Here is a 22071-nt window from a genome sequence, read left to right as displayed (position 1 = left end):
TAGAGGCTCTACTCGTCTGCAAGCTTGCCAGCGTATTACGCCCGGTCCTGCGGCGAAGTCACAGTCCCTGCCAGCTCCAGTTGCATCAATATCATGTTGACCAAGGTAGAGACCGAAGGGCGGCCCGTTTCAATGACAAAGTGCGCGGTTTCCCGGTAGAGGGGGTCGCGGGCCCCGTAGAGGTCCCGAAGGCGCGCCAAGGGATCGGCTACCTGGAGCAAAGGACGATTCTGGTCATGCCGCAAACGCCGGAAAACCTCTTCTGGTATGGAGTGCAGATAGACCACCTGTGCCCGCTCCTGAAGATGGCGCCGATTGGTGGGGCGCAGCACAGTTCCTCCGCCGGTGGAGAGCACGCAGGGCTCACCTTGGGTCAACTCGTCGACGACAAGCTGCTCGATATCGCGAAATGCCTCTTCGCCTTCGCGCTCAAAAAATTCCCGTATGGAGCAACCAATGCGCTGCTCTATCACCTGATCCGAATCCACAAACCGCAGCCCCATTTTGCGAGCCAGATGCCTGCCGACGGTGGATTTCCCCGACCCGGGAAGGCCTACGCAGGCGATTCTTAGCGGATGGGCATTCAATTGGTCCATGAAATGGCTGGCCTGCGAAGCATCGCAGTGAGCGCCCTGCTTGTACGCAAGGGCACACGAGCTACCCCACCCTGAATGGGCAGAGTTCCGGCGACCTTTGAATCTGACTAGCGCAATGCGCTGCCATTTGTCAGCATTTTGGGGGTCAGGAAAACCAGCATCTCGGACTTGGTGGCAGAACGGGACCGTTGCTTGAACAGATTACCGACGCCAGGAATATCCCCTAGCAAAGGTACCTTTGTTTCGTTATCGCGGTCGTTTTGCTCATAAATCCCACCGATCACCACCGTCCCACCGTTTTCCACAAGTACCTGGGTCTGGATGTGCTTGGTATCGATGGCAAAACCGTTGGCCGTTTCACGGCCTACACTGTCCTTGCTTATGTCCACATTGAGAATGATGTTGCCTTCGGGTGTAATTTGAGGGGTGACCTCCAGCTTCAGATTGGCCTTACGAAAAGCGATGGAGGTCGCACCGCTGGAAGTCGCTTGTTGATATGGCAACTCCGTCCCTTGCTCAATCAACGCCTTGACCTGATCCGCTGTAATGATGCGAGGGCTGGAAACGATTTTGGTCTTGCCATCTGCTTCCGAGGCGGAAATTTCAAGATTCAAGAGCCGAGTCATCGACGAGTTGAAGAGTGACAAGGCAAACGTGGAAGCTCCAAAACCGTTTTGCCCTACGGCCGGCAGGCTCAAAAAATCGCCCGCATTGGTTCCTATGTTTGACCCGAGCTGAGGTACCGCACCAACGGGAACATTGGGTGCAATATAGCTGTTTCCGAACATGATGTTATTGGTGGTATTGAAAGGGCGCCCGCCCAATCTCACGCCCAGAGATTTTCCCCACGTGTCGGCCGCTTCAACAATACGTGCTTCGATCAACACCTGACGAACTGCTATATCAAGCTTTGCAATCAGAGCTTGGACCTGCTCAAGGCGAGACGGTATATCAGTAACAAACAATTGATTCGTTCGTGTCTCCGAAATCACACTTCCCCGGGGGGAAAGGATTTTTGTTGCGCCGGCGTTGGTACCCAACAACCCTGCTGCAATATCTGCAGCTTTTGCGTAATTGAGCTTGAAATCCTGGGTACGGAGCGTCTCCAAGCTTTGAATCGCATTCTTCGATTCCAGCTCTAGTTTGTCTTTAGCTGCCAGCTCGTCTTTGGGTGCTATCAGCAAAACGTTACCGGTTTTTCGCATGCCCAGACCTTTGGCCTGCAGGATGATGTCAAGAGCCTGATCCCAAGGGACATCTTTCAGACGCAAGGTAACCGCACCCGTCACCGAATCCGAAGTCACGATATTGAAATTCGTAAAGTCCGCGATAACTTGCAAAAGCGAGCGAATTTCAATATTCTGGAAGTTCAGGGAGAGCTTCTCCCCGTTGTACCCAGGGCCCTGGGTTAACTTGCTCTGATCCACTTTTTGCTGGCGCACCTCGAGCACAAACTGGTTGTCGCTTTGGTAGGCGCTGTGCTCCCAAGCACCCTTGGGTTCAACCACCATGCGGACTTTATCTCCTGTTTGAAACGTCGTGACCGTTTGTACAGGAGTTCCGAAATCTCCTACATCCAAGCGGCGGCGCAGACCCTCCGGCAATGCAGTTTTCAAAAATTCAACCACCAAGGTTTGGCCTTGCGGGCGAATATCGACTCCGACCTGGTTATTGGGCAGGTCCACTACGATACGGCCCGACCCCTCGACTCCACGCCGGAAATCGATATCTTTCAGGGGAAGCATGTCGGTGTTGCGATTTTCAGCAAATACCGGCGGAGCACCAGCAGAGGGCGCAGCGACCGCCACGGAATCGAGAGTAATCAGCAGTGATTTACCCTGAATTTCCGCCTTATATGCGGTCGGTACTTTGAGGTTGAGCACGACACGGGTACGCTCGCCAGCCTGCACGACGTTGGCCGAACGCAAATTCCCCAAATTGAGGTCCACCGCGGACCGGCCCATGGAATTACCGACACCAGGGAAATCAAGCGCGATGCGCGCTGGCGTCTGTATGCTGAAACCTGTCGGAATGGCCGCTAAAGGTTCCGCCAAATCAATCCGGATGACTTCGGAGCCGCCCTGAAGCGATCCGGAAACGGCTTGGATGGCATTTTGCGCTTGGGCCAGCAAAGGCGTGGCTATCGAAAATGCCAGAGTGAGTGAAGCGCAACGCAACACGCGCCCAAACAACAGTTGCAGGCGACTTTTGTTTCCCTGCGTTTCAAATGCCTGTGTTTGCTTGTTCATTTTGATCCCTCTAATAGCTGTAATGTCGCGGTGCGCTCTATCCACTCACCCGCTGCGTCCTGGACGATTTCGCGTAACGCGAGATCTGTTTCGGTCACCTTGATGATTCGTCCGTAGTTTTGACCGAGGTAGTTTCCTACCCGAGCCTGATACACCAGGTTGTCCACCCGTACGAGCGCGACCGGCTGTCCCACCTTGATCAGGCTGCCCACCATCACAATCGCGTCCAGGGGATAGGCCTCAAGTGGTTCTTTGCGCCGAGTCAGTTCGGGCGCGATCAACGCCGCGTTAGCTGTCGCCTGGTTGGAGTCGCGTTTCAGCGCCTGTGTCAGCTTCTGGTTGCTAAAAGGTTCGATGGAACCTTCCTGCCCATACGGTTGTGGTGAAAACTTGGTCGGCTCGGGCAGAGGATCTATCCTGGGCTTGGTGGCATTGCGTTGCTGCGTCATCCACTCTTGCAATTCCTCCTGTTCAGAAGAGCCACAACCCGACAGGCCAAACAAAATTCCCGCCAAGCCCAGGGCGACTAGCGCGTACTTGCCTGAATTCATTTTTTTGCTCCCGGAGCACTCTTGCGCTGCAAGGCCACTTCGTCATTGTCCAAATAGCGGAACGTCTTGGCCGTGGTGTCCATGACCAAGGTGCCATCCTTGACAGGGGTTATGGTCAGATTATTCAAAGTAACAATGCGGGAAAGATTTGCGATATCAGCAGCGAAAGCGCCTAAGTCGTGGTAACGGCCAGTGACCCGAACGGCAATCGGCAATTCGGCGTAATACTCTTTAACGCTAACCTGACCTGGACGAAACAACTCAAACTGCAAACTCCGTCCGAGTCCTGCCTGATTGATATCGGAAAGCAATGCATCCATTTCCGCTTTGCTTGGCAACTGCTTTTCAAGCTGGGTGACATATTGCTGAACCTGCTCGCGCTGCTTCTTCAGAGCATCGAGATTCACTGCCTGAACGAGTTTTTTTGTATAGTCCTCTTTGAGCTGAACTTCCTTGGCCTTCTCCGCTGTCAGTTCATCATCGGACGAACTGAGCCAGAAAAACCACAGCGCCACAACCACCAGTATCGTTACGGCTAGACATAAGAGGTAACGCGGAAACGCCGGCCATGAGGGGGGATCATTGGGATCCAGGCCTATGAACTGGGACTTCAGGCTGCTTTGAATCGCAGCAAAATCGATGGAATTTTTAGAAATTTTTGCCATGGTCAAACTCGTTCATTCGGTCTCAAACCTTGGCCGGTGCTGACGCGGCCGAGGCAGGCCTGGCAGCCGCTCCTGACAGCACGGGCACTGTTCCCGTGCCTGCCGCGGCAGAGCTGGCAGTCTTCGGATCGCTGGCCCGCTTCAGCCCAATTTTCATTGAAAAATTGGCTACCCTGCGTTGGTCACGAGCGGTCAGTGACACCGTATTGGCAGTGATTTCTACAAGCTCCGGCCTCGTCAACCAAGAGCTGTTATTGGCGAGATTGCGCAACAATTCCGAAACACGCTCGTTGGATTGGGCAACACCCGTAATCAACACCGACTGGTTTTCTTGCTTCATGCTGGTGATATACACCCCATCAGGCAACTGTTTGACCAGTTCGCTCAGCAGGTAAACGGGCAGATTCCGATTGCCCTGAAGGTCTTCCACGGCGTTCTGACGAGCTCTCAGTGCAGAGATTTCTGCCTGAAGGGTTGCGATATCCTTGATTTGCCCTTCCAGGCGGGTAATTTCCGTCTTCAGAAAATTATTCTTGCCGCGCTGGCTCTCAATTTGGGCCAGGTACCAGGAATAAACCGCACCACAAATCAGACCGCCAACCAAGGCCGCCATACCCAAGGTGGCGAAAAATACCTCGCGCCTGCGCTTGCGCGCAGCTTCGCGATGGGGAAGCAGATTAACGAGAATCACTGCAAAAACCTCCGCAAAGCCAGACCGCAAGAAGTCAGGTATGACGCCGCTTCGCGTCGCATCTTCTTTTCACGTATGCCATCACCCAGCTCCATTCCTTCGAATGGGTTGGCAAGTACACAGGCAAACGACGTCTGCTGGGTTACGGAATCAGTCAATCCAGGCAAAGCCGAGGAGCCCCCGGCCAACATGACATAGTCAACCTTGTTATGCGGGGTGCTGGTAAAGAAGAACTGCAGCGCACGCCCGATTTCCTGGGCCATGCTTTCGACAAAGGGTTTCAGTACGCCTGAGTCGTAATCTTCTGGCAAGTCACCGCTGCGTTTTTTGGCTTCGGCTTCTTCAGGCGAAAACCCGTACTGCCGGATGATGAGCTGGGTCAGCTGGGCGCCGCCGAACGCCTGATCGCGTTCGTAAAGGACTTCGTCGTTCTTGATGACCTGCATGCTGGTCGTCAGTGCGCCCACCTCAAACAGGGCCACCATGGTGTCCACGCCTTTGTTAGGAAGGTTCTCGATGAGACGCGCCGTGGCGAGACGAGAGGCATATGACTCGACATCCACAACGATGGGTTTGAGCCCGGCGGCCTCGGCAAGGCCCTGCCGGTCCTGTACCTTTTCCTTGCGGGAAGCGGCAATCAGCACTTCAACGTCACCGACGGAGGTGGCGCTGGGGCCCACCACGCAGAAATCGAGACTGACCTCATCCAGCGAAAACGGGATGTATTGATTGGCTTCAGACTCGACCTGGATTTCCAGTTCCGCGTCGCTGAGGCCACCCGGAAGTATGATTTTCTTGGTAATGACCGCCGAAGCCGGCAGGGCCATTGCCACATTTTTGGTGCGTGTTCCGCTTTTTTTGACGAGCCGGCGTACCGCATCGGCTACTTCGTCGAACTTTTCGACGTTGCCATCGGTAATCCAGCCCCGTTCCAGCGGTTCGATCGCACAGCGATCCAACACCAGATTACCGGCCTTGTCACGGCTCAACTCCACCAGCTTGACGCTGGAAGAACTGATATCTAAACCCAGCAAAGCGGGTTGTTGGCGGTTGAATAACGATCCCAGAGAGATCAAGGCGGTCCCCAAATGACGGCTAATATGTAGCCCTGCATACTTAAGAAATCACTTGAATAGTAGCAGTAAGCTCTTTGTGCAGTAAGGATTTTTCCCGTTTTACACATCCAGAGCGTTGTCAAAAGCAGACGGTCTTACCAAGCCATGAGCCGGCGGAGTTCCCAAAAACGATGTCTGTAAACGTAAAAGTATGGCACCGGCCCTCACACCCTGCATGACCTGCATTCCTGAATTTTTATAATAGTGACGCGACTTTACGATTGTCTACATGCCCTCCAAGCCCACATCTCCTGACTCCGACCCAAGCCCGACCAAGCAAGGTTCGACCACTTTCCTGCCAAGCTGGCTGATCAAGCTTTTCTTGTGGAGTGGCGGCCTGTTGCTGGCCGGCGTCGCCGCAGTTTTGCTGTTTGTGGCCGTCGCCCTGTCGGTCGCGTACCCCAATCTGCCGGATATCTCTGACCTGTTGGACTACCGCCCCAAGCTGCCCCTGCGGGTTTACTCCGCCGATGGGGTGGTCATTGGCGAATTCGGAGAAGAGCGCCGCAGCCTGACCCCTATCAAGGACATACCCCAGGTCATGAAGGACGCCGTGCTGGCTATCGAAGACGCCCGCTTTTTTTCGCATGGGGGAGTGGATTACCTGGGTGTGATTCGTGCCGGTTTTGCGAATGTGGGCAGGGCCAAGAGCCAAGGGGCCTCCACCATCACGATGCAGGTGGCCCGCAATGTCTATTTGTCAGCCGAAAAGAGCTACACCCGCAAGATCTATGAAATCCTGCTGACTTTCAAACTGGAGCACCTGCTCACCAAAGACCAGATCCTTGAGATCTATATGAACCAGATTTTTCTGGGCAACCGGGCCTATGGCTTTGCGGCGGCCTCGGAAGCCTATTTTGGCAAGCCCCTGAAAAATATCTCGATTGCCGAGGCAGCCATGCTGGCGGGTTTGCCCAAAGCGCCTTCAGCCTATAACCCCATCATCAACCCCAAGCGCGCCCGGGCCCGCCAGCTCTACATCATCGAGCGGATGGAGGAAAACGGTTTCATTACCGCCGAGCAGGCCAAGGCCGCCAAAGAAGAAGAACTCAAGGTCAGGAACGGGCCCGACGCAGGAAGGGTACATGCCGAATACGTCGCTGAAACTGTGCGCCAGCTGGTTTACAACCAATATGGGGACGAAACCTATACCCGCGGCTTGAACGTCTACACCACCTTGCGCGCCACCGACCAGACCGTTGCCTACAAGGCCTTGCGCAGGGGCATCATGGACTATGAACGACGGCAAATTTACCGCGGACCCGAGAAGTTCATTGACCTGCCAGCCAACCCGCAGGAAACCGAAGACGCCATTGATGACGCGTTGACAGACAACCCCGACAACGGCGATGTGATGTCGGCGGTGGTGCTGGAGGCCAATCCCAAACGGATTCTGGCCATGCGCCAGAACAGCGAAACGGTTGAAATCACTGGCGAGGGACTTAAACCGGCCCAATCCGGGTTGGCGGACAAAGCTGGACCCAACATCAAGATCCGCCGCGGTGCCTTGATCCGTGTGGCGAAAACACCCAAAAACACCTGGGAAATCACCCAGCTACCTGAAGTAGAAGGTGCGTTTGTAGCCCTGGATCCGCGCGACGGCTCCATCCGGGCGCTGGTGGGTGGCTTTGATTTTGAAAAAAACAAGTTCAACCATGTGACCCAAGCCTGGCGCCAACCGGGTTCCAGCTTCAAACCCTTTATCTACTCGGCAGCGCTTGAGAAGGGCTTCACCCCGGCCACCGTGGTCAACGACGCCCCCTTGTTCTTTGACGCGGGTGTCACCGGCGGCCAGCCGTGGGAGCCCAAAAATTACGACGGTACCTTCGACGGCCCGATGAGCTTGCGAACCGGCCTGAAGAAGTCCAAAAACATGATTTCCATCCGCATACTGCAGGCCATCGGCGCCTCCTATGCGCAGGACTGGATCACCCACTTCGGCTTTGAAGCCGAAAAACACCCCGCCTACCTCACCATGGCTTTGGGTGCCGGATCAGTCACACCGATGCAAATGGCCACCGCCTATTCGGTGTTCGCCAACGGTGGTTACCGCATCAACCCTTATCTGGTCACCAAAATCACCGACCAGCGCGGCAAGGTTTTACTGGACAGCAAGCCCCCTGTATTGGACGAGTCGGCGCGCGGCATCGACGCGCGCAATGCCTTCATCATGGACAGCCTGTTGCAGGAGGTCGCGCGCTCGGGGACGGCGGCCAAAGCACAAGCCACCCTGAAGCGCCACGACCTTTTCGGTAAAACCGGCACAACCAACGACTCGATCGACACCTGGTTTGTCGGTTTCCAGCCGACTCTGACGGCGGCTGTGTGGATGGGTTACGACACACCGAAAAAGCTTGGCGACCGTGAAACCGGTGGCGGACTGAGCCTGCCCATCTGGATCAACTTCATGGAGTACGCCCTCAAGGGCGTGCCGGTCTCCGAATATCCGCCGCCCGAAGGTGTGGTCAATGTCGGTGGGGAGTGGTACTACAGCGAATACGCCAAAGGGTCCGGGGTCAGCACGGTGGGTGTCCAACAGGATCCAGCGGCCTCAGCCGCCACACCCGGTGTACCAGGCGCAATCCAGGTACTGCCGCCTTCGGACGAAAAGAAGCGCATTCTGGATCTGTTCAAAAACTGACGCACATCACATCAAAAAAAGGGCTCCGCGGAGCCCATTTTTGTTCCACCGCCCATCACGGCGCAGCGGCAAGTTTGCTGCTATGCCTTGTCTACATCAGCCGACGCCCTGAACACCAGGGCCTGGCCGGCCTGCTCACTCGCATAACGCGATAAATTGGCAAAAAACTCACTGGAGTCTTTGGTGTCAGCCCATTGCCCGCCACTGAATTTGTAGTGGAACCCGCCGGCCTTGGCCGCCATCCATATTTCCTGCAAGGGCTTCTGAAGGTTGATGATGATCTGGCTGCGGTTGGAGAAAGTCAGCGTGATCATGCCGCCGGTGCGTTGATTATCAATATCCGCGTCGGTCTCATCATTGATCCGGTCACAGCCAATTTCAACGGCCGTGAGCGCACTCTCGGCCAGATCCTGGTACTCAAGGTCCGTCATTACAATCCCATCATGGTTTCTTCACCTCAAATTTTAGGTCGCATCCCCCCTTCGGGCTCCCGCTATAGCCTTGCTGCGATTGTGGTCGGCATGGCATTGCTGGCCGGCTGCGGCCAAAAAGGTGCGCTTTACCTGCCGGTTCCCCCCAAGGTGCCGGCAACAGCCACAACACCGGCGGCAGCACCTGTGGCCCCAGCTTCAGCCGCCCGCTGAATTCACGCCCCCTGTCAATGCTGGAAGATTCAGGCCCATCGGCCCCTGAACCTTCAATTTCAAGGCACGCACAGGCCAGTGCCGTGAATCGGTCATGGTGCGCACGCCGTGCGCTCCTTAAGATAGTCGCCAATAACTCCAACCGCTTCAAAGCCCATTCTTCATGACCCGCCCATCCCTCCCCGGCCATCCCCATTTTGCCTACCTTGATGGCGCATTGTTTGCAGAAAACATCCCCCTGCGCGATCTGGCCGCAACGCATGGCACGCCCCTGTTTGTTTATTCCAAGGCCTCCATGCTGTCGGCACTGGCCGCTTATCAGCGTGGCTTTGCAGGGCGTGATGCGCAAATTTGTTATGCCATGAAGGCCAACTCTTCCCTGGGCATCCTGCAAGTATTTGCGCGCGCAGGGTGCGGCTTCGACATTGTTTCAGGCGGTGAACTCGACCGCGTGCTGGCCGCGGGCGGCGAGCCCCGAAAAGTCATTTTTTCGGGTGTGGGCAAACGCCGCAGCGAGATGCGCCAGGCCCTCAATGCCGGCATCGGCTGTTTCAATGTGGAAAGTGAAGCGGAGCTGGACGTGTTGTCCGAGGTGGCTCTGGGCATGGGCCTGCGGGCGCCGGTCAGCATCCGCGTCAACCCGGACGTCGACCCCAAGACGCATCCCTATATTTCAACCGGCCTGAAGGACAACAAGTTCGGCGTCGCTCATGAAGACGCACTGCGCATTTACCGCCACGCGGCTTCGCTAAAGGGTTTGCAGGTTGTCGGCATTGACTGCCATATCGGCTCACAAATTACCGACAGCACGCCATACCTTGACGCCATGGACCGGGTGCTTGACCTGGTGGCGGCCATTGAAGCCGCAGGCATCCCGCTGGCGCACATCGATTTTGGCGGCGGGCTGGGCATCAACTACAACGACGACACACCGCCTGAGGCCGACGCACTCTGGCAGCAGCTGCTGGCGAAAATCGACGCACGCGGCTACGGCAACAAAAAGTTGATGATCGAGCCGGGCCGTTCACTGGTCGGCAACTCCGGTGTCTGCGTGACTGAAGTGCTTTACGTCAAACCCGGCGAACACAAAAACTTTTGCATCGTCGATGCGGCCATGAATGACCTGCCTCGCCCTGCGATGTACCAGGCCTTCCATGCCATCGTGCCGCTAGCGACTGCCGGCAAGCCATCCGCCGAAGCGACCTATGACGTCGTGGGCCCGATCTGCGAGAGCGGCGACTGGATAGGCCGTGACCGAGTCCTGTCGGTCGCGGCGGGTGACCAGGTGGCCGTGATGTCGGCAGGCGCCTATTGCATGAGCATGGCCAGCAACTACAACACGCGCGGACGCGCGGCCGAACTGCTGATTGATGGCGACGCCGTGCATTTAATCCGTCGCCGCGAAACCGCCGAAGACCAGATGCGGCAGGAACAACTGGTCGCGGATTAAGGCTACCGCCGAGCGACTGACGAGGGCTTTCTCAAACGTCAGTCGCTATTATTATGATAGCTGCTTGCGCACGTCATATAAGGGCTTCGGCCTCTTTTTCCTTAAAAATTGCTGCACACGCCAGCCGAGCAGCACCGCAATGATTCCGGCGTAGACAAACACTTCCGCAAAATTGTTCTTGCCGGCGCGCATCCAGAAGAAGTGCAGCAAGCCCAGGCCCGCGATCAGGTAGACCAGCTTGTGCAGCCACTGCCAGCGTTTGGCGCCCATGGCCTTGATGGCAGCGTTGAACGACGTGGCAGCCAGGGGCGTCAACAAGACAAACGCCGAGAACCCCACCAGGATGAACGGCCGTTTGGCGATGTCCTTGGCGATGTCGGCAAAGTCAAAGCCCATGTCAAACCAGCTGTAGCTCAGCAGGTGAATGACGACATAAAAATACGCAAACAGCCCCAGCATGCGCCGAAACCGCGCCAACGCCGGCGTGCCGGTGATGACTCGCAGCGGCGTCACGGCCAGGACGATGCAGATAAACCGCAGCGTCCAGTCGCCGGTAGCACGTATCAGCGCTTCAGCCGGATTGGCCCCGAGCTGGTTGGTGAAAGCGCCATAGAACAGCCAGGCGAACGGCAGCAGGCAGACGATGAACAGCACGGGCTTGGCTGCGGAATGCAGCAACCATTTTTGCCGGCTTGCCATCACAACCATCCGCCGCCGGGCCTACCCAAGGTGAATAACTTCTCCGCGAGAGACAACACAGCCCCCCCCTCATCCAAGCAGGGGCCGCGGAACCGGCTTAGCCGGGCCGCAGGCGCAGCGGCCCCCTCGGGGGGCAGCGCAGTACGCGAAGCGACAAGCGTGGGGGCCATATTCTTTAGAAATTCTTCTTGAGGTCCATGCCCGCGTAAAGCTGGCCAACCTGCGCTTCATAGCCGTTGAACATCAGCGTTTTGCGTTTCTTGGCAAAGAGGCCGTCCTCACCAATGCGGCGTTCAGTGGCCTGGCTCCAGCGCGGGTGATCAACGCCCGGGTTCACGTTGGAATAAAAACCGTATTCCTGCGCGGCGGCCTTGTTCCAGGCGGTGCGCGGCTCCTTGTCGGTGAAACGGATCTTGACAATGCTCTTGCCGCTTTTAAAGCCGTACTTCCAGGGCAGCACCATGCGCACCGGTGCGCCATTTTGGTTGGGCAGCACTTCGCCATACATGCCGAAGGCCAGCAGCGCCAGCGGGTGCATGGCTTCGTCCATGCGCAGGGCCTCCACATAAGGCCAGTCGAGCACGCGCGAGCCCACAAAAGGCATGGTCTTGGGGTCAGCCAGCGTGATGAACTCGACGTATTTGGCATTGCCCAGCGGCTCGACCTTTTTGATGAGCTCCGACAACGAATAACCCACCCACGGAATCACCATGGACCAGCCCTCAACACAGCGCAGGCGGTAAATGCGTTCTTCCTGCGGAGCCAGCTTGATCAGGTCTTCGAGTGTGAAAGTCTTGGGTTGTTTGACGAGCCCTTCTACCGCCACCGACCACGGTTTGGTCACCAGCGTGTGGGCATTCTTTGCCGGATCGGCCTTGTCGGTGCCGAACTCGTAGTAATTGTTGTAGGTCGAGGCGTCTTTGTAGTCGGTGATCTTTTCCATGGTCACCGCGCCGGCCACCGCCGATTTTCCGCCGGCCAGCGCCGCCAGCTTGCCGGGTTTTTGCATTGTTTGCGCCATCGCCTGGCGTCCCGCCCAGCCCGCCATCGCAGTGCCCGCTGCGCCTGTGGCCATGAGTTTGATCAGGTCACGGCGGCCGTGGTAGATGCCCTGTGGCGTGATTTCACTGGGAACGGGGTGATCGAAGCCGCTGGCGTGGGTCTTGATGAGCATGTGAGGTCCTTGGAAATCCGTTTAGGGGTTAGTCTGAATACGCCGCAACTTCTTACAGGGATTCAACCAGGCCGGTGAATATGAACCGACCTTACAAGGACTCGCTGCCGGCTACAAGGTTCCGTAGCTGTGCAGTCCTGAGAGGAACATGTTGACGCCCAGGAAGGCAAATGAAGTGACTGCCAACCCGACCAATGCCCACCAGGCGGCTACCGTGCCGCGCAGGCCTTTCATGAGCCGCATATGCAGCCAGGCGGCGTAGTTGAGCCAGACAATCAGCGCCCAGGTTTCCTTGGGATCCCAGCTCCAGTAGCCGCCCCAGGCTTCGGCCGCCCACAAGGCGCCCAGCACCGTGGCGATAGTGAAAAAGGCAAAGCCGACAGCAATGGCCTTGTACATCACGTCGTCCAGCACCTCAAAGCTGGGCAGGCGCGCAGCAATGCGCTTGCGGCCCAGCAAGATGCCGGCGGCGATCAGCCCCGACACGGCCAGGTAACCGACCCAGTAGTAGCTGCCGCCCACATCCGCTGGCGACTTGCTGCGAAACACGATGGGCACAAAGCACAGCACAACGCCCAGCAGCCACAGCGGGGTCAACCGGTGCCAGCGCGTTTCATTGGCCTGCTGCTTGATCAGGTAGGACAGCGACACCATGGCGGCCAGCGAGAACATGCCGTAACCGATGAAGTTGGCCGGCACGTGCAGCTTCATCCACCAGCTTTTGAGGGCGGGCACCAGCGGCTGGATTTCATGGGCTTCGCGTATCACGGTGTACCAGAGCAGAAAGCCGACCGCGGCACTGACCACCAGCATCACGAAAGCGCCGAGGGCGCGCGTGTTGTACTGTGATTCAAAGTAGAGATAGAAGGCCGCCGTCATCCAGCAGAACAGCACAAACACCTCGTACAGGTTGCTGACGGGGATGTGCCCGACGTCAGCGCCAATCAGGTAGCTTTCGTACCAGCGCACCAGCGTGCCGATCAATGCCATGCCGATCGCCACCCAGGCAATTTTGGAGCCTAGCGACTCAAGCGTACTGCTCTGGCCTTTGGCGAACATGCCCAGCCAGTAAAAAATGGTGCTCATGAAAAAGAGCACGCTCATCCACAAAATCGCCGACTGGCTGGAGAGGAAGTACTTGAGCCAAAACACCTGCTCGGCGCGCGCCAGGTCACCCTGGTAAGAGGCGATGCCCAACAGCGCAAAAGCACTGACCACCACCATCAGCACGCGCAGCGGCCGCCAGAACCAGCCCATGGCAATCGCCGCCGGAATGGCCGCAAACAAAATGCCTTTTTCATAGACATCCATGAAACCGCTGTAGCGGGCAAAGGCATACAGAAAGCCGCCGGCGACCAGCGCGGCAAAGACCCAGTCCAGCACATTGCGCCTGGCAAAGTAGCCTTCGTTCAGGCTCAGCGTGGTGTCGCCGCCGGCCTTCAGCGTGGTGGTGTTCACCGCGGTGTTGTTGATCGTGGAGGTATTCATAAAGGCGCCTGCAACAGTTTCATTTTCAACATTTCAAACTCCTTGTCGCCGTCCATGGTCTTGCGGTTGGTAGACAAGGCCATGGTGGCATGGCTATGGCCTTCGACCGATTCTGGCATCGAACCCGCAACATTGCCATCGTCTGCCTGAACGCCCTCTTTGCCACGCGGCGCCAGCCAGACCCAGACGCGACGTTCGCGCACGTACAACATGGCGAACACCCCCAGGATCAGGAAGGCGCAGCCCAGGTACACGATGGTCTTGCCCGGCGCACGTGCCACCTGGAACACGCTGGCCTGCACCTGGGTGAAATCTTTCAGCTCAAACGCCATGGGCGCGGGATAAAAGTTGGCATCCGACAAGCTCAGCACCATTTGCGACATGAAGGCGCGTGTTTTTTCATCCTGCCCGAGCGGCTTGAGCCCGGCCTGCTCGCGGGTCATCTGGGTCAACTCAAACAACGCGCCGTTAAGGATACGGATCAGCACCTCGCCGGCGCGGTTGCGCTCGGCCTCGGGCACATTGGCCTCCATGAAATCAGAAATTGCCTGCAGGCCTGCGGCGGTTTTGGGTTTACCTGCGATGCCTGACGATCCTGCCGCCCCGCCAGCGTCTTCACCGGCGAAAAGCGCGAGAGCCCGCGAAGTCGATGCGGCGAGCTGCTGCATCAGCTCCGGCCGCTCGCGGCCAATGGCCTGGCTGGCATAGCGCTTGACCGCCAGCTCACGCTGCGCCGGGTTGGCCAGGGCAGCGCGCAGCCGTAAAAAGGTCTCCATGCCGCCTTCGGCATCCACCGGGATCCGCAGGTATTGAAAAGGCGCGGCCGGTGTTTCGCGCACGCCCATCAGGTAAACCGCCGGGCTGTCCTCGGCCGGGTCCGTTTTGACGGGCAGCATGTAGTTGTGAAATTCACGGGCCTGCCCGGAGGCATCGCGCAGTTTGTAGCTCACGCTGGGACCTACGTTGCGCAGCTCCTTTTGCGTCACGGTCTTGTTGGCGGCGCCCAGGCGTGTGTCGATGGCCTGGTGCAGGTCAACCTTGCGCACGTCAGCACCGGAACCCATGCTCCCGCCCGAAGCGAAGTTTTCCACATTGATGACCCGCAGCGCGGTGTATTCAAGCGTCATTTTTTCAGCTCCCTCGCCCTGCCCGTTGGTGAGCTGGCTTGAGCCGCCAATCGTGCCCTGAATTTCAAACGGCTTGCTGGCTGCCGCCATCGGAATGGCCTTGAGCGTCACGCTGGAGCCGCCATCGTCAAAGCTCGACTGGTATATCTCGATGCCGCGGTGGCTGGCCGGGTGGTTGACTTCGACCCGCGCCGGTATCTTCTCGCCCGTTTCCTTGTCATGGATGATGATGTCACTGGCAAAGAGCTTGGGCATGCCGGTGGAGTAGTACTCCACGATGAATTTTTTGAGCTCGATGGAAAACGGCAGTTCCTGCAGCAATACGCCGCCGGGCTGGTTCAGGATGGCGATGCCGGACTGCGTGCCCTCGGCCACCAGCAGGTTGGCGCGAAAGGTCGGATTCTTGTCGCTGAGCCGGTGCTGCACCGGCACATCGGCTATCAGGCCGCCGCCGGCATAAATGGATTTGCCGTTGAGCCACATCTGCGCGCGCACGATCATGTCGCCATCGAGCAGGCCGCCCACGCACACCAGCACGATGGCGCTGTGCGCCGCGATGTAACCCAGTTTGTTGGCGGAGCCTTTTTTGGCCGCCACCATCCAGCCGTTGCCGGCGCGTTGCTGCAGTTTGACCTTCCAGCCGCTTTGCACCAGCGTCTGGCCGATGCGGCGCGCGGCGGCCTCCGGCGCTTCGGCCAGCGCGGCGTCGGCACGGTGGCCGAAGGCCTTGAGGCTTTGCTCGCGGACGTTTTCCTTGAGCTGGTTCAGGTCCGCGAAAATTTTGGGGGCATTGCGCGCAATGCACAGCGAGGTGGAAATCACCAGGAAAGCCAGGATCAGCAGGAACCACCAGGCGCTGTACACCGTGTTGAGGCTGAGCAGGCTGAACACCTGCGCCCAGAACGGGCCGAACTGGTTCACGTAGTTGCCCAGCGGCTCCGCCTGCTTGAGCACCGTGCCGATGATGGAGGCGATGCAGATCACCGTCAGCAGCGAAATGGAAAACCGCATGGACGACAGCAGCTCTACCGACGCCCGCCAGCTGCGGGAGCCCCAATTGACCTTCATACCCTCGGTGGAAACTGTCATGCTTGAAATGGAACCTGCGGTTGGCTCAGAAAAGCCGGCGGATACGGCGAACAAGGAAAGAGAAGACGGGAAAACAAAAAAGGCGGGCTTTCATCAGAAAGACCCGCCTTGGTGTGATTGGTTTTGGAGGCTTGGGTTCAATACTGCAGGCTGGCTGCGGCTAATTTCAACAAATAAATCCCTTGCCTGCCAGCCCCTTGTTCAACGCAAACCGGCAATGTAGTCGGCCAACGCACGAATTTCACGGTCATTCAGCTTGGCGGCAACCTGGCTCATGGGCAGGCTGTTGGTACGGCCACCGTCACGGAAGGCGGTCAGCTGCATCGCCGTGTATTCGGCCTGCTGGCCGCTCAAACGGGGGTATTGCGAAGGAATGCCGGCGCCGGTGGGGCTGTGGCAGCCTGCGCAGGCGGCGATCTGGCGGTCTTGCACGCCACCGCGGTAGATACGCTCACCGAGTGCCACCAGTTCCTTGTCCTTGGCAAAGCCGGTTTTGGCTTTTTTCGACGTCGCCCAATACGCGATATTTTTCATGTCGTCGTCAGACAGCGCCGCAGCGAAGCCTTGCATGATGGGATTCTTGCGCTTGCCGGCCTTGAACTCCTGCAATTGCTTGACCAGGTATTCGGGGTGCTGCTGCGCAAGCTTGGGGTAGGCAGGGGTTCCGGAATTTCCGTCGGCGCCATGGCAGCTGGCGCAAACGGCGGTGAAGCTGGCCTCGCCTTTGACCAGATCAGGTTTGGCGACCTTGGCCGGGGCCGCTGCTGCGGGGGCCGAAGCGGCGCCATGTGCAGGTGCAGCTTCGCCGGCGGCAAATGACGACACGGCAGGCACGGCCAGCAAGGCGGCCAGGAGAGAAGTAACGAACAGCTTCATATCGGGGGTTTTAATTGGTTGGCGCACAAAACTTATAACTTTCTGATTTTACAATGGCTTCAGGCCCACCCCCATTTGTCCGGGTCTTGCCGTGGCAGCGGAGCAGCCGCCGCCCCGCCTTGTTGCTTCCCAGGTCCCCTCCTCGAAGCCTCTGCTCCCTCTAACGCATGCTACGAGCTTGCAACCGAATTCCAGGGACCGCCCGATCATGACCTCACCCGCCCCGTCCAAACAGCCCGCCACCGCCGCGACCTCCACGCCCGATCCCAAGATCGCCATGGGCTGGCTGCACACGGCCAAGTTCCTGACCACGGCCCCCGAACTCAAGCATTTGCCCCGCGTCGATGTGCCCGAAATCGCCTTTGTGGGCCGCTCCAATGCGGGCAAGTCCACCTGTATCAACACCCTGACGCAGCAGCACCGGCTGGCATTTGCCTCCAAGACGCCGGGGCGCACGCAAAGCATCAACCTCTTCAGCCTGGGAAAGCAGGGCGTGACCGACGCGGTGCTGGCCGACTTGCCGGGCTACGGCTATGCGGCCGTTCCTAAAGAAGCCAAATACCGCTGGCAGCAAGTGATGGGCAACTATTTGCAGACGCGCGACAACCTCAAGGCCGTGGTGCTGCTGTGTGATCCGCGGCTGGGCCTTACCGAGCTTGACGAGATCCTGCTGGACGTCATTCGGCCACGGGTGGAAGACGGCCTGAAGTTTCTGGTGCTGCTGACCAAGTCCGACAAGCTCAACAAGACCGAAGCGGCCAAAGCGCTGTCCATTGTGAAACTGCAGGCAGGCGGTGGGGACGTCAAACTTTTTTCGTCGCTGAAGCGCCGGGGCGTCGAGGAAGTCGCCCAACATTTGTGGAATTGGGCCCACCCGGCCGAAAAACCGGTGAAGCCCGCCAAGCCAGCGCCTGAAGATGAAGAACTGCCCGAGGTCAATGACTAAGGTCGGTCTCCGGCACTGAAGTTTCAGATCAATAATGGCTCTAGCCCAACAGGGACGAGCGCAAGCAGCTATAAAAAGTGTAGCAACATGATCACCACCTGTTCGCACGCATTGCCCCACGGCATCACCTTGTCTTGCCGGATAACAGGTGAAAAAGGCCGCCCGGTCCTGATGTTCCTGCACGGCTTTCCGGAAGCTGCCTTTGTCTGGGACGGCCTGCTCGAGCACTTTGCCCGGCCCGAAAACGGCGGCTTTCGCTGCGTGGCCCCCAACCTGCGCGGCTTCGAACATTCCAGCGCGCCGCAGGACGCAGCGGCCTACCGGCCCAAACATCTGGTACAGGACATCGCAGCGCTGATCGCGCTGGAGGGTGGTCACCTTGAATGCCTGGTGGCCCACGACTGGGGTGGAGCGGTCGCGTGGAACCTGGCGGCAAGCCAACCCGCGCTGATGAACAAGCTGGCCATCATCAACTCGCCACATCCCGGCACTTTTTTGCGTGAACTGCAAAATTCACCGGCACAACAGGCCGCCAGCGCCTACATGAACTTCCTGATTCGCCCGGATGCCGAAGCCCTGCTGGCCGAGGACGATTTTCGCCGTCTTTGGGCGTTTTTTACGCAGATGGGCGCGGCCGAGGGGCCGCATGCCTGGTTGACCGAAGCCGTCAAGGCGCAATACCGCGACCTCTGGCGCCAAGGCCTGACAGGCCCCTGCAATTACTACCGCGCCTCACCCCTGCGCCCGCCCCGGCCCGGGGCGCCGCACCATGATCCGGCGGCGGCTGCGGTGACCATTCCGCGCGAAATGCTGGAAGTCCATCTGCCCACGCTTGTGCTGTGGGCGCTGGACGACACGGCATTGCCGCCGGCGCTGCTGGAAGGCCTGGGCGACTATGTGCCGCAGATGGATTTACGCCGTATCGAAGGCGCCACCCATTGGATCGTGCATGAGCAGCCGGCCCTGGTGGCTGCACATCTGCAACAGTTCCTGCGTTAATTTGCTATTGATTTAATAGCTGGCGGCGCACGCCATGATTGGGCTAATGGCCGATTCAGCTTAAAAACAAGCCTTGACAGCCCTCAATAGAGGGACGGTTTGCCCTCTGGCCGGGTTTTAAAGCGCTTGTGCACCCAGTAGTACTGGGCGGGCATGGTGTCGATGTAGCCCTGAAGCTGGGCATTCATGCGAGCGGTGTCGGCCACCGGATCGTCACTGGGGAAATCGGCCCAGGCCGGCAATATCTCCACCTCATAGCCTGTCGGCGTGATCCGCGGCAGCAAGGTCAACACCTTGGCACGCCCCAGGCGCGCAAACCGCGACAGCGACGGGACCGTTGCCGTCGGTATGCCGTAAAAAGGCACAAACACGGATTCGGAGGGGCCAAAGTCCATGTCGGGCAACAAATACAACGGCTGCCCTTCCCGCAGCGCCGCCACAATCGGCTTGACACCATCGGCCCGGCCAAAAAGCCGCAGATTGCCAAACCGCCTCCGGCCACGCAGTATCCAGCGGTCCACCAGCTTGTTCGACTGGTCGGTGTAAATGGTGGTCGAGGGCCGCGGCATCTGCAGCGCCACACCGGCCCAGGCTGCGTCCAGGCCCACGAAATGCGGCAAAAATATCACGGCAGGCTCGTTGCCGGCCAGTTCGTGCAGCGCACCAGTCACACGCACGCGCCTTTGCACCCAGGACGCGGGCGCGTGCCACAACCACGCACGGTCCAACCAGGCCTGGGCGAAAAAGACAAATGTCAGAACCGTCAGCCAGCGCCGTTCTTCGGCCGGATAGTCGGGATAACACAGGGCTAAATTGGTGGCCACCACGCGCCGGCGCGAGCCCACCAGGGCATACAAAGCCCAGCCGAACAAAACGCCCAGGCCTCGCGTCCACGAAAGCGGCAGCAGGGCCAGCGCCCGCATGAAAGCGATGCCGCCGCGGGTCATGACCCGGCTGGCCATCTGGCGGGGAGTCTTCAAAGCGAGGTTTCCTTACGTGGTGTTTTATAGCGGGCATAGCCCCACAAATACTGGCCCGGCTGGCTCAGCACGATGGCTTCAATCGCCTGGTTGATCTGTGTCACGCCATGCAGCAGGTCGGCGCGCGCGCCCCCGTCGGAGGCCTCCATGTCCTGCACCGGCGGCCAAATCTTGAGGAAATAGCCCTTGCCATGGGCCAGGCGTTCACAGCTGACCGGCAAGAGCACTGCGCCGCTTTGCAGCGCCAGCCGCGCGGCGAGGGTCATGGTGTAAGCCGGACGGCCAAAAAAAGGCGCCCACACACCCAGGCCTTCAGGCGGCACCTGGTCCGTCAGCAAGGCAACCGCCTGGTTGGCCCTGAGGGTTTTATGCATGAGGCGGATACCGCTGAGCGAGGCGGGCACGACCGTGAGGTTGGCCCGGTCGCGCGCCAGGCGCTCCAGCCGCGCCAGCCAGGCCTTGCGCGCAGGCCGGTAGATCGCGGTGATGGGGCCGTACAGCTCGGCCAGCGCCTGCGGACCCAGCTCGAAGCTGCCGCAATGGGGCCCAAAGAAAATCACACCGCGCCCTTGGGCAAAAGCCTGTTCGGCGTGCATCTGCCCGTCAACACGGACATTGCCCAGGCAGGACTCGGAAGCCGGTCGCATCCACAGCTTGGGCAACTCGGCAATAAACCGCCCCGCTTCCGCAATTGCGGGCCGGGCCAGCGCAAATGGAAGGCCGGCCTGCGCCACGTGGGCCCGGAACTGCGCGCGATAGCGCGGACTCAAGCCCCACACCAGCCAACCCAGCGCACCGCCCAAGGCATGCAGCGCAGCCAGCGGCCAAAGGGAAAAGAAGCGGAACAACCAGCGCATGAATCAGGTGAAAGGGGTATTGAAAAAGCCGATGAGGCTCAAAAAGGAGCCGTCTTATATAATGGGCGCTGTCGCCGAGTTACTGAACAACTTGCAGGGCGACATTAAACCAAACTGCTAAAGCGTTCGCCGAAGCACCCCAGCCGGCAACGCGCCGACAAACCCAATGGAGTGTACGCAATGGCGAACGATTTTCTCTTTACATCCGAATCCGTCTCCGAAGGCCATCCCGACAAGGTCGCCGACCAGATTTCCGACGCGATTCTCGACGCGATCTTCAAGCAGGACCCACGCAGCCGCGTTGCCGCTGAAACCCTGACCAACACCGGCCTGGTCGTGCTGGCCGGTGAAATCACCACCAACGCGCACGTCGACTACATCCAGGTCGCGCGCGACACCATCAAGCGCATCGGCTACGACAACACCGAGTACGGCATTGACTACAAGGGCTGCGCCGTCATGGTCTGCTATGACAAGCAGTCCAACGACATCGCCCAGGGCGTTGACCATGCGTCCGACGACCACCTGAACATCGGCGCTGGCGACCAGGGCCTGATGTTCGGCTATGCCTGCGACGAAACCCCCGACCTGATGCCCGCGCCGATTTATTACGCGCACCGCCTGGTCGAGCGTCAGGCCCAGTTGCGCAAGGACGGCCGCCTGCCTTTCCTGCGCCCTGACGCCAAGAGCCAGGTGACCATGCGCTATGTGGACGGCAAGCCCCACAGCATCGACACCGTGGTGCTGTCGACCCAGCACAGCCCCGACCAGAGCGAAACCGCCCACAAGATGAAGGCTTCCTTCACCGAAGCCATCATTGAAGAAATCATCAAGCCGGTGCTGCCCAAAGAGTGGCTCAAGGACACCAAGTACCTGATCAACCCGACCGGCCGCTTCGTTATTGGCGGCCCGCAAGGTGATTGCGGCCTCACCGGCCGCAAGATCATCGTCGACACCTACGGCGGCGCCTGCCCGCACGGCGGCGGCGCTTTTAGCGGCAAAGACCCCAGCAAGGTGGACCGCTCGGCCGCTTACGCAGCCCGTTATGTCGCCAAGAACATCGTGGCCGCCGGCCTGGCCCGCCAGTGCCAGATCCAGGTCGCATACGCGATCGGTGTGGCCCGCCCCATGAACGTCACGGTGTACACCGAAGGCACAGGCGTGATGTCTGACGAGAAGCTCTCGGCCCTGGTCAACGAACACTTCGACCTGCGCCCCAAGGGCATCATCCAGA

The 22071-nt window shown here is 58.9% G+C and carries 21 protein-coding genes; 7 read left to right on the top strand and 14 right to left on the bottom strand.

Annotated elements, in window-relative coordinates; translation table 11 throughout:
* Positions 1-35 precede the first annotated feature (35 nt).
* The 6 genes from ABI546_RS14500 to ABI546_RS14475 all read right to left on the bottom strand — a co-directional run bounded on the left by ABI546_RS14500 (position 36) and on the right by ABI546_RS14475 (position 5828).
* On the bottom strand, positions 36-596 hold the full coding sequence (locus tag ABI546_RS14500) for a shikimate kinase (protein ID WP_348047462.1): 561 nt from the start codon (positions 594-596) through the stop codon (positions 36-38).
* A gap of 107 nt (positions 597-703) precedes the next feature.
* Positions 704-2845 carry a type IV pilus secretin PilQ gene (locus tag ABI546_RS14495; RefSeq protein ID WP_348047460.1) on the bottom strand — a complete coding sequence of 714 codons (2142 nt, stop codon included), beginning with the start codon at positions 2843-2845 and terminating at the stop codon, positions 704-706.
* Entirely contained in the window at positions 2842-3396 is a 555-nt protein-coding gene (locus ABI546_RS14490) for a pilus assembly protein PilP (protein WP_348047458.1), read from the bottom strand. The genes ABI546_RS14495 and ABI546_RS14490 overlap by 4 nt, the downstream gene beginning before the upstream one ends.
* Positions 3393-4061, bottom strand: coding sequence for a type 4a pilus biogenesis protein PilO (locus tag ABI546_RS14485; protein WP_348047456.1), 669 nt, complete (start codon positions 4059-4061; stop codon positions 3393-3395). Before ABI546_RS14485 ends, ABI546_RS14490 begins: the two co-directional genes overlap by 4 nt.
* Before the next feature lie 22 nt (positions 4062-4083).
* Positions 4084-4752, bottom strand: a complete 669-nt coding sequence (locus ABI546_RS14480) for a PilN domain-containing protein (protein ID WP_348047454.1) — start codon at positions 4750-4752, stop codon at positions 4084-4086.
* Positions 4749-5828, bottom strand: coding sequence for a pilus assembly protein PilM (locus ABI546_RS14475; protein WP_348047499.1), 1080 nt, complete (start codon positions 5826-5828; stop codon positions 4749-4751). Before ABI546_RS14475 ends, ABI546_RS14480 begins: the two co-directional genes overlap by 4 nt.
* 268 nt (positions 5829-6096) lie before the next feature.
* Here ABI546_RS14475 and ABI546_RS14470 point away from each other — a divergent pair, with 268 nt between their 5' ends.
* Positions 6097-8508 (top strand): penicillin-binding protein 1A, encoded by a 2412-nt coding sequence (locus tag ABI546_RS14470; RefSeq protein WP_348047452.1) that lies wholly within the window; start codon positions 6097-6099, stop codon positions 8506-8508.
* An 80-nt stretch (positions 8509-8588) separates the two neighbouring features.
* Here the strand turns inward: ABI546_RS14470 and cyaY are convergent, their stop codons facing one another.
* Positions 8589-8939 carry an iron donor protein CyaY gene (gene cyaY / locus ABI546_RS14465; RefSeq protein ID WP_348047450.1) on the bottom strand — a complete coding sequence of 117 codons (351 nt, stop codon included), beginning with the start codon at positions 8937-8939 and terminating at the stop codon, positions 8589-8591.
* Here cyaY and ABI546_RS14460 point away from each other — a divergent pair.
* Positions 8835-9152 carry a lipoprotein gene (locus ABI546_RS14460; protein WP_348047448.1) on the top strand — a complete coding sequence of 106 codons (318 nt, stop codon included), beginning with the start codon at positions 8835-8837 and terminating at the stop codon, positions 9150-9152. The two genes, cyaY and ABI546_RS14460, sit on opposite strands and share 105 nt — an antisense overlap.
* 163 nt (positions 9153-9315) lie before the next feature.
* The gene (gene lysA, locus ABI546_RS14455; RefSeq protein ID WP_348047446.1) at positions 9316-10602 is read left to right on the top strand and encodes a diaminopimelate decarboxylase; all 1287 of its coding nucleotides are present in this window, start codon (positions 9316-9318) and stop codon (positions 10600-10602) included.
* 51 nt (positions 10603-10653) lie between these two features.
* Here the strand turns inward: lysA and ABI546_RS14450 are convergent, their stop codons facing one another.
* The 4 genes from ABI546_RS14450 to ABI546_RS14435 form a co-directional block, all read right to left on the bottom strand.
* Positions 10654-11301: a protein-methionine-sulfoxide reductase heme-binding subunit MsrQ gene (locus ABI546_RS14450; RefSeq protein WP_348047444.1), complete on the bottom strand. Its 648-nt coding sequence runs from the start codon at positions 11299-11301 to the stop codon at positions 10654-10656.
* Positions 11302-11476: 175 nt separating this feature from the next.
* Positions 11477-12475: a protein-methionine-sulfoxide reductase catalytic subunit MsrP gene (gene msrP, locus ABI546_RS14445; protein ID WP_348047442.1), complete on the bottom strand. Its 999-nt coding sequence runs from the start codon at positions 12473-12475 to the stop codon at positions 11477-11479.
* 111 nt (positions 12476-12586) lie between these two features.
* The gene (gene ccsB / locus ABI546_RS14440; RefSeq protein WP_348047440.1) at positions 12587-13963 is read right to left on the bottom strand and encodes a c-type cytochrome biogenesis protein CcsB; all 1377 of its coding nucleotides are present in this window, start codon (positions 13961-13963) and stop codon (positions 12587-12589) included.
* Entirely contained in the window at positions 13960-16179 is a 2220-nt protein-coding gene (locus tag ABI546_RS14435) for a cytochrome c biogenesis protein ResB (protein WP_348047439.1), read from the bottom strand. Before ABI546_RS14435 ends, ccsB begins: the two co-directional genes overlap by 4 nt.
* On the opposite strand from ABI546_RS14435, the gene ABI546_RS14430 reads away from it, so the two are divergent.
* A complete protein-coding gene (locus ABI546_RS14430) occupies positions 16178-16402 on the top strand; it encodes a hypothetical protein (RefSeq protein ID WP_348047437.1) in 225 nt (74 codons plus the stop codon). The two genes, ABI546_RS14435 and ABI546_RS14430, sit on opposite strands and share 2 nt — an antisense overlap.
* On the opposite strand, the gene ABI546_RS14425 is transcribed toward ABI546_RS14430, so the two are convergent.
* Positions 16381-17055, bottom strand: coding sequence for a c-type cytochrome (locus ABI546_RS14425; protein ID WP_348047435.1), 675 nt, complete (start codon positions 17053-17055; stop codon positions 16381-16383). The genes ABI546_RS14430 and ABI546_RS14425 overlap by 22 nt on opposite strands.
* Positions 17056-17263: 208 nt before the next feature.
* Here ABI546_RS14425 and yihA point away from each other — a divergent pair, with 208 nt between their 5' ends.
* Entirely contained in the window at positions 17264-18001 is a 738-nt protein-coding gene (gene yihA / locus ABI546_RS14420) for a ribosome biogenesis GTP-binding protein YihA/YsxC (RefSeq protein ID WP_348047433.1), read from the top strand.
* Positions 18002-18088: 87 nt separating this feature from the next.
* Positions 18089-19000 (top strand): alpha/beta fold hydrolase, encoded by a 912-nt coding sequence (locus tag ABI546_RS14415; RefSeq protein WP_348047431.1) that lies wholly within the window; start codon positions 18089-18091, stop codon positions 18998-19000.
* Between the two features lie 83 nt (positions 19001-19083).
* On the opposite strand, the gene ABI546_RS14410 is transcribed toward ABI546_RS14415, so the two are convergent.
* Positions 19084-19980, bottom strand: a complete 897-nt coding sequence (locus ABI546_RS14410) for a lipid A biosynthesis acyltransferase (RefSeq protein ID WP_348047429.1) — start codon at positions 19978-19980, stop codon at positions 19084-19086.
* Entirely contained in the window at positions 19977-20837 is an 861-nt protein-coding gene (locus tag ABI546_RS14405; protein ID WP_348047427.1) for a lysophospholipid acyltransferase family protein, read from the bottom strand. Before ABI546_RS14405 ends, ABI546_RS14410 begins: the two co-directional genes overlap by 4 nt.
* 180 nt (positions 20838-21017) lie before the next feature.
* Between ABI546_RS14405 and metK the strand changes: the two genes are divergently transcribed.
* A partial coding sequence (metK, locus tag ABI546_RS14400) for a methionine adenosyltransferase (RefSeq protein WP_348047425.1) occupies positions 21018-22071 on the top strand: 1054 nt, incomplete at its 3' end.

This window comes from Polaromonas sp. (assembly GCF_039932935.1).
Lineage (GTDB): Bacteria > Pseudomonadota > Gammaproteobacteria > Burkholderiales > Burkholderiaceae_C > Polaromonas.
This window is presented reverse-complemented; position numbering and strand designations above follow the sequence as displayed.

What these genes read in the sequence shown, in the direction of transcription:
- ABI546_RS14500 (WP_348047462.1), bottom strand. Translation starts at nt 596, where the DNA reads ATGGACCAATTGAATGCCCATCCGCTAAGAATCGCCTGCGTAGGCCTT.
- ABI546_RS14495 (WP_348047460.1), bottom strand. Translation starts at nt 2,845, where the DNA reads ATGAACAAGCAAACACAGGCATTTGAAACGCAGGGAAACAAAAGTCGC.
- ABI546_RS14490 (WP_348047458.1), bottom strand. Translation starts at nt 3,396, where the DNA reads ATGAATTCAGGCAAGTACGCGCTAGTCGCCCTGGGCTTGGCGGGAATT.
- ABI546_RS14485 (WP_348047456.1), bottom strand. Translation starts at nt 4,061, where the DNA reads ATGGCAAAAATTTCTAAAAATTCCATCGATTTTGCTGCGATTCAAAGC.
- ABI546_RS14470 (WP_348047452.1), top strand. Translation starts at nt 6,097, where the DNA reads ATGCCCTCCAAGCCCACATCTCCTGACTCCGACCCAAGCCCGACCAAG.
- cyaY (WP_348047450.1), bottom strand. Translation starts at nt 8,939, where the DNA reads ATGACGGACCTTGAGTACCAGGATCTGGCCGAGAGTGCGCTCACGGCC.
- lysA (WP_348047446.1), top strand. Translation starts at nt 9,316, where the DNA reads ATGACCCGCCCATCCCTCCCCGGCCATCCCCATTTTGCCTACCTTGAT.
- ABI546_RS14450 (WP_348047444.1), bottom strand. Translation starts at nt 11,301, where the DNA reads ATGGCAAGCCGGCAAAAATGGTTGCTGCATTCCGCAGCCAAGCCCGTG.
- msrP (WP_348047442.1), bottom strand. Translation starts at nt 12,475, where the DNA reads ATGCTCATCAAGACCCACGCCAGCGGCTTCGATCACCCCGTTCCCAGT.
- ccsB (WP_348047440.1), bottom strand. Translation starts at nt 13,963, where the DNA reads ATGAATACCTCCACGATCAACAACACCGCGGTGAACACCACCACGCTG.
- ABI546_RS14430 (WP_348047437.1), top strand. Translation starts at nt 16,178, where the DNA reads ATGCTTGAAATGGAACCTGCGGTTGGCTCAGAAAAGCCGGCGGATACG.
- ABI546_RS14435 (WP_348047439.1), bottom strand. Translation starts at nt 16,179, where the DNA reads ATGACAGTTTCCACCGAGGGTATGAAGGTCAATTGGGGCTCCCGCAGC.
- ABI546_RS14425 (WP_348047435.1), bottom strand. Translation starts at nt 17,055, where the DNA reads ATGAAGCTGTTCGTTACTTCTCTCCTGGCCGCCTTGCTGGCCGTGCCT.
- yihA (WP_348047433.1), top strand. Translation starts at nt 17,264, where the DNA reads ATGACCTCACCCGCCCCGTCCAAACAGCCCGCCACCGCCGCGACCTCC.
- ABI546_RS14415 (WP_348047431.1), top strand. Translation starts at nt 18,089, where the DNA reads ATGATCACCACCTGTTCGCACGCATTGCCCCACGGCATCACCTTGTCT.
- ABI546_RS14405 (WP_348047427.1), bottom strand. Translation starts at nt 20,837, where the DNA reads ATGCGCTGGTTGTTCCGCTTCTTTTCCCTTTGGCCGCTGGCTGCGCTG.